We start from the raw sequence: 6,273 nt of genomic DNA, 5'->3' as shown, positions 1-6,273 counted from the left end.
CCCGCAATGCTGCGTCATTGATACCGTAACACCTTTTTTTATCTGGAGTAAATCACATGAGCGTTGTCCTTGATAGTTTAAAACACAACTTCGGTGAAACTGTCATCCAGGCCCTTGAGGATGACAATGTTATTGAAATTATGCTCAATGACGATGGCCGCTTGTGGTTGGACACATTTGATAACGGTATGATGCCGGTATCAGAAATTAATCCATCAGCCGCAGCCGGTATTTTAAGTCAGGTCGCCTCCATGCTTGGAACTGTTGTTACAAAAGACCAGCCAATAGTTGAGGGCGAGTTGCCCATTGACGGCAGCCGGTTTGAAGGACTATTCCCACCGGTTGTTGCAAACCCCACCTTTACGATCCGTAAAAAAGCCACAAAAATTTTTACGCTTGAAAACTATGTTAACGCCGGGATTATGGCCCAGGACCAACGGCAGCTTATCTATGAGTCCATAACCACCAGGAAAAACATCCTGGTGGTTGGGGGAACCGGATCAGGAAAAACAACACTGACAAACGCAATTTTAGCGGAACTGGCTGAAATTGCCGGTGAAGATCGGATTGTCATCATTGAGGATACAAACGAACTGCAATGCCTGTCCAAAAACAAAGTCATGCTGCGGACAAATCAGACAACCAATATGCAGCATCTGTTAAAGGCGACCATGAGATTGCGGCCTGATCGCATTATCGTTGGAGAAGTCAGGGGTGGCGAAGCTTTAGATCTGCTTAAAGCCTGGAATACTGGTCACCCAGGGGGCGTCTGCACTGTTCACGCCAACTCCTGCACCGGTGGGCTGATCCGGCTTCAGCAATTGATAGCCGAAGCTGTAACCAGCCCAATGGATGACTTAATAAAGGAGGCCATAGATTTGGTCATTTTCATAAAAAGAACCAAACAAGGCCGAAAAATAGAAGATATTGCCGTGATTGAAGACGATCAAGGAACGATGGAAGAAACGCATAAATTAAGGATTTTAAAATGAAAAAGAGAACACCCAAAATTAACTTTATTTTCCTGTTCGTAGTATTTTTTTCTTTAACCCCGCCGCCGGCAATGGCTGAATTATCAAATATCCAGAAATTAGCATGTGAAAGCATCTTGTGCCTGTCCTCTGCTGTCCGTCCTGGTGAGTGTAACCCGGCACTGAACTATTTTTTCAGTATCCGGCACAGAAAATTATCAGACACGTTAAACGCCAGGCGAGCCTTTTTAAACAAATGTCCGGATTCTTCGGCAGCGGGTATGCAGGGCTTGATTAATGTTATTGTCGATTATTCCCGGGACAATTGCACATTGGAGAGCCTGAACAATAATATGGTGTTAGTCATGATCAAAGTTCCCACAGGGTCAGGTTTTCACAAAAAATACAAAACCATTTCAATGTGGGTCGTTGACCCACAGATACCGGCGTCATGCCGCAGGTATTATGACGCGCTTATCAATCATGAATTCACGGCATACGATGATATTGTTTATTCAGGGTTGGACCTGGGAACCAGAACGACATATCAGGATGAAGATGGAGATGAACACGACTGTTATGTAATTTATGCGAAATCAACCACTGAGCAAGCCCGAATAGCCGAAGAATTATCAAGCAACCACTGGGAATGGCAATAATGAAAAAAGCCAACAAACGCATGAAATGCATAAAATCCTATGTCACGGCTGAAGAGCATGAAACGCTTAAACAACGGGCGGAACAAACCGGCTTTTCAGTGTCTGAATATGTGCGGCGGATGGCCACAGACAAGGCTGTTAAATCCACGGTCGATAAAGGGATTTTTATCTCAGCGCTCAAGGTCAATGCGGACCTGGGAAGACTTGGAGGCCTCTTTAAATATTACATTTCCAGGGGGTTTAAAAATGTATCTCCCGGAGAAGTTAGAATTCTTCTCCGGGAGATTGAAACGCGGCAGCGGGATCTTTCTCCGGTAATCTCTAAAATCAGGCAGTCGTTATGATATCAAAACGTGTTCATTGTGAACCCCGAAACGACAGTATACGGCGATTAGGGCTGTATATAGCAGGGGCCAGCCATGAAGGTGAAAAGCTTTTTGAAAAATGGACCGCAGGTTGTTATGCCGGTCAGGATTATGACCTGGCAATGGATGAAATCAAAGCCACCCAGGGCCTTAATAATCGAACCACAAAAGAAAAAACATATCATCTGGTGGTAAGCTTTCATCCTGAAGATTTTAAAAAGCTGTCCCTGGAAGATTTTAAAGACATCGAAAAAGAGTTTGCCAAATCTTTAGGGTTTGAAGATCATCAACGGCTGTGCGGGATACACATAAACACAGACAACCCGCATATGCACGTTGCATACAATATGATTCATAAAGAAAAGTTCACCCGGCATGATCCGTATTACGATTATCATAAACGGGACAAAACATGCCGGTTCCTGGAGCAGAAATATAATCTTAAAGTTGACAGCGGCATTGAACAGCAGTTCAGCGATTACATAAAGCAACACCGGTCAGATATCAAAGAAGCCTTCGACAATGCCCGTGACTGGCAATCCCTCCATAAAAATTTAGCGGTTTACGGCCTGACGGTACAAATGCGGGGGAATGGCTGTATCTTGGCTGCCATTGGGCATAAACCAAAGGCCGGATACCATATGAAAATAAGCGAGTTTGATAAAAATCTGTCAAAAAAGAAGCTGCAGGATCGTTTAGGGGCCTTTGAAAAAACAACCGGCGATTATACCGTTAAAGATTTTTTTCAGAAAACACCAAAACCAGAAAGCCCAAAAGCCAGGGATTTTGAATCACAAACCGGGTTAAAATCCTTCAATACTTTTGTTCTGGAATCAAAAAATTTTATTGCCCAGGCTGCCGTCAAGTCCGAAACCTGGCAGGATTTTCATAAAGAACTGGCAAGAATCGGCCTTGAAGTCAGACCACGGGGGGCCGGGTATGTGCTGAAGGATATTGGTGGAAAAACCAAAAAGAATCCCACAATCCCTTTTTCAAAAACCGGCCTCAGAATCGCTGAAAACGGAATAATCCTGGAATCTCAAAAAAAAGATATCGACCATGAAAGGTTGAAGGTTTTAGGACCGTTTGAACTATCCAAAGGCGGTTACCCGGTTGAAAAAACGTATAAATTAGACCCGGCAAAAAAACTGAATAACGCAAAAGAGAAAGAGGCCTGGAGAATTTATATCCGCGAACAGATAAATCAAAATTACAGCTGGAAAAAATTTAATAAGAATTTTCAGCGTTTTTACGGCGAAGATTACGGAAGATAAATATTAACAAAGAAAATTTGAGAAGAAAATATGCCCACCAAATCCAAACATATAGTTTTCAATAAGCGTCTGTACTCTATCAGAGAGCTTGTAGAGTGCATTGGTGTTACAGAGTGGTTCTGGCGAAGTCAAATCTGGGACGGGAAGCTGCCGTTTATTCAGGTGGGAAAGAAGATGTTGATTGATCGCAGGGACTTAGAAGTGTTCATTGAGAAGCATAAAATGCAGTATTGATTTTGACTTTGCGCAATTTTCAGTTATATTTGTCCAACCTATCCTGTGCCCGTCAAGGCAGATAGGAGAAATTTATGGGTTCTATGTTTTTAAGAGGTAAGACGTGGTGGATAAAATACTACCGCAATGGAAAAAGCTTTCGGGAAAGCAGCGGGAGCACGAAACAAATGGTCGCTAAAAAATTGCTGGCCAGAAGGGAGGGTGAGATTGCCGAGGGGAAGTTGCCTGGCGTTTTGTTTGAGAAAGTAACATTTGATGAGTTGGCCCAAGATTTTCTGAGAGACTATGAAATTAATGCCAAAAAATCATTAGATAGAGCCAAACAGTGCCTGGTTCACCTCATGGCAGAATTTGAGGGAATGAATGTTGTCAATATTACCACGCCATTAATTCAAAATGTGTATATCCAGAATCGGAAAAAATGGACGTGTAGAAAATGTAATGAAAAATTTCACATAGGGGCGGAAACAACGTGCCCGATGTGTGGCAATACCAAACTATTAAAAGGGGCGTCAAACGCAACAATAAACAGGGAACTGTCTGCCTTGAAGAGAATTTTTAACTTAGGAGCGCAGCAGACCCCTGCAAAAGTAGACCGGCTGCCGCATATCCCAATGCTCAAAGAGAATAATGTGAGACAGGGCTTTTTTGAGCATGACCAGTTTCTGGCATTAAGAGATCTGTTGCCCGAATACTTAAAATCCTTTGTAACTTTTGGTTACAAGGTCGGATGGCGCTCCCAGGAGATCGCCTCTTTGACTTGGGCACATGTCGATTTGAAGAATGGGATCGTGACTTTGAAGGCTGGTGAAACCAAAAACCAGGAAGCCCGGACAGTTTATTTAGATCATGAACTGCAACAGATTGTTGAACAGCAGTGGGCTTTGAGACGGAGTAGTGACAAAATAGTTCCTTATGTATTTCCCCGCCAGGACGGTCTTGGCAAAATCGGCAATTTCAGGCGGGCCTGGAACACAGCCTGCAGGACTCTTGGTATGGGATACGGCTACAAGCTTCAGGGAAGCTACGTAGAAAAGTGGGAAGGGAAACTTCCTGAAGGCCCCATTTTTCATGACCTCAGAAGGACTGCGGTCAGAAACATGGTACGGGCTGGCGTACCGGAGCGTGTTGCAATGATGGTATCCGGCCATAAAACCCGTTCTGTATTTGACAGGTATAACATCGTCAATGATTCTGATTTGAAGATGGCAACAGCGAAACAGGAAAAGTACCTGGAAAGTCAGACGGGCACAAATTTGGGCACAATCGCCCAATTTGGACACAAAAAAGGCACCCTCGGGTGACCAAGGATGCCTCTGAAAGCCTTGCGGCTCTTGCCTTTTGAGTGGCGCGCCCGAGACGATTCGAACGTCCGGCCTACGGATTAGAAGTCCGTTGCTCTATCCAGCTGAGCTACGAGCGCAACAGAAAAGTCTTTTAACAAATACATGTGTTTTTGGCAAGAGAAAAACTGACTAAAAACGAAATTATTGCACCTCCAGGTGCATCCCGTGTATATGGTCCATCAGTTGCAACCAACGTAAATGGGCTCCCGAACCTTTTCTTGTCCGGGTAGTATCAACACCCTTTGTCATTTAATCCGGCATAATTTCCTTCCCCTGCGTGGTCCAGCGCCAGTTTATACTGAAAACTGTCCGCCAGAGCCTGCCAGGAGGCTTCGATGATATCCGCGGAAACACCAACGGTTGAAAAAATATTGTCCCTATCCCGCGATTCGATCAAGACCCTGACCCTGGCATCGGTGCCGTCGGATCCATCAATGACACGGACCTTAAAATCCACCAGATGAAGGTCCTTGACACCCGGATACATGGCCGTCAATGCCTTTCTCAGGGCATTATCAAGGGCCGATACCGGACCGGCGCCTTCGGCTGAAGTGATTTCGGTTTTGTTCCCAACCCTGATCTTGATCATGGCATGGGAATAACAGGGCCGTTCCTTGTCCTTTTCCACCACCACCCTGAAGGATTCCAGATCAAAATGGGACTGGTACTGTTCGGTGAGTCTTTCCATGATCAGCTTAAGGGACCCTTCCGCCGCATCAAATTCATACCCGTAATTTTCCATCTCCTTGATGTTGTTTACAATTAAAGATTTTTTGGCATCGTCATTGCCCAGATCAACCCCAAGCTCCTTGGCCTTGTAGGTGATATTGCTCTTACCGGACTGCTCGGATACCAGAACCCGGCGGCGGTTACCCACAAGTTCCGGGATCATGTGTTCATAGGCTTTGGGGTTTTTCATGATGGCCGACACATGAACCCCGCCTTTATGCGTGAACGCAGAGCGCCCCACAAAGGGTCTGCTTGCGACGGGCGCCATATTGGCTGTCTCAGATACAAATCTGGACAGATTCTGCAGCTTGGCCAGGTTCTTTTCGCTGATACACGCCCTGTTCATTTTTAGCGCCAGGATAGGGATAAGCGCTGTGAGATCTGCATTTCCGCAGCGCTCCCCATATCCGTTCACAGTGCCCTGCACCATGGTCGCTCCTGCATGAACCGCGTTGATGGCGTTGGCAACAGCCATGGCACAGTCATTATGCGTATGCACCCCGAAAATGACATCTTCATAATCCTTGAAATGGGCAATGGTTTCCCTGGTGATGGTGTCGATGTCACAGGGGAGGCTGCCGCCGTTGGTGTCACAAAGCACCAGACAGCGGGTCCCTCCTTTTAAAGCCGCTTCCAGAGTTTCCAAAGCAAAATCGGCATTGGCTTTATATCCGTCGTAAAAATGTTCAGCATCA

General features: G+C 45.4%; 7 protein-coding genes and 1 tRNA gene. 6 read left to right on the top strand and 2 right to left on the bottom strand.

Annotation, left to right across the window (positions count from 1 at the left end; translation table 11 throughout):
- The first annotated feature begins 56 nt into the window (after positions 1 to 56).
- From trbB to AB7U36_RS16330, 6 genes are all read left to right on the top strand, one after another.
- A complete protein-coding gene (trbB, locus tag AB7U36_RS16355; protein WP_428160770.1) occupies positions 57 to 992 on the top strand; it encodes a P-type conjugative transfer ATPase TrbB in 936 nt (311 codons plus the stop codon).
- Positions 989 to 1,630, top strand: a complete 642-nt coding sequence (locus tag AB7U36_RS16350; RefSeq protein WP_428160769.1) for a TrbM/KikA/MpfK family conjugal transfer protein — start codon at positions 989 to 991, stop codon at positions 1,628 to 1,630. Before trbB ends, AB7U36_RS16350 begins: the two co-directional genes overlap by 4 nt.
- The gene (locus AB7U36_RS16345; RefSeq protein ID WP_428160768.1) at positions 1,630 to 1,974 is read left to right on the top strand and encodes a plasmid mobilization protein; all 345 of its coding nucleotides are present in this window, start codon (positions 1,630 to 1,632) and stop codon (positions 1,972 to 1,974) included. Before AB7U36_RS16350 ends, AB7U36_RS16345 begins: the two co-directional genes overlap by 1 nt.
- Entirely contained in the window at positions 1,971 to 3,269 is a 1,299-nt protein-coding gene (gene traI, locus AB7U36_RS16340; RefSeq protein WP_428160767.1) for a TraI/MobA(P) family conjugative relaxase, read from the top strand. The genes AB7U36_RS16345 and traI overlap by 4 nt, the downstream gene beginning before the upstream one ends.
- 30 nt (positions 3,270 to 3,299) lie before the next feature.
- Positions 3,300 to 3,503 carry a helix-turn-helix domain-containing protein gene (locus AB7U36_RS16335; protein ID WP_428160766.1) on the top strand — a complete coding sequence of 68 codons (204 nt, stop codon included), beginning with the start codon at positions 3,300 to 3,302 and terminating at the stop codon, positions 3,501 to 3,503.
- A 74-nt stretch (positions 3,504 to 3,577) separates the two neighbouring features.
- Positions 3,578 to 4,807 (top strand): tyrosine-type recombinase/integrase, encoded by a 1,230-nt coding sequence (locus AB7U36_RS16330; protein ID WP_428160765.1) that lies wholly within the window; start codon positions 3,578 to 3,580, stop codon positions 4,805 to 4,807.
- A 42-nt stretch (positions 4,808 to 4,849) separates the two neighbouring features.
- On the opposite strand, the gene AB7U36_RS16325 is transcribed toward AB7U36_RS16330, so the two are convergent.
- Both AB7U36_RS16325 and cimA read right to left on the bottom strand, forming a co-directional pair.
- Positions 4,850 to 4,926 (bottom strand) — tRNA-Arg (locus tag AB7U36_RS16325).
- 155 nt (positions 4,927 to 5,081) lie between these two features.
- Positions 5,082 to 6,273 (bottom strand): citramalate synthase (gene cimA / locus AB7U36_RS16320; RefSeq protein ID WP_428160764.1); only part of this gene is annotated, 1,192 nt, incomplete at its 5' end.

This window comes from Desulfobacter sp. (assembly GCF_050177295.1).
Note: the sequence above shows the minus strand (reverse complement) of the source record. Positions and strands in the feature narration are given on the sequence as shown.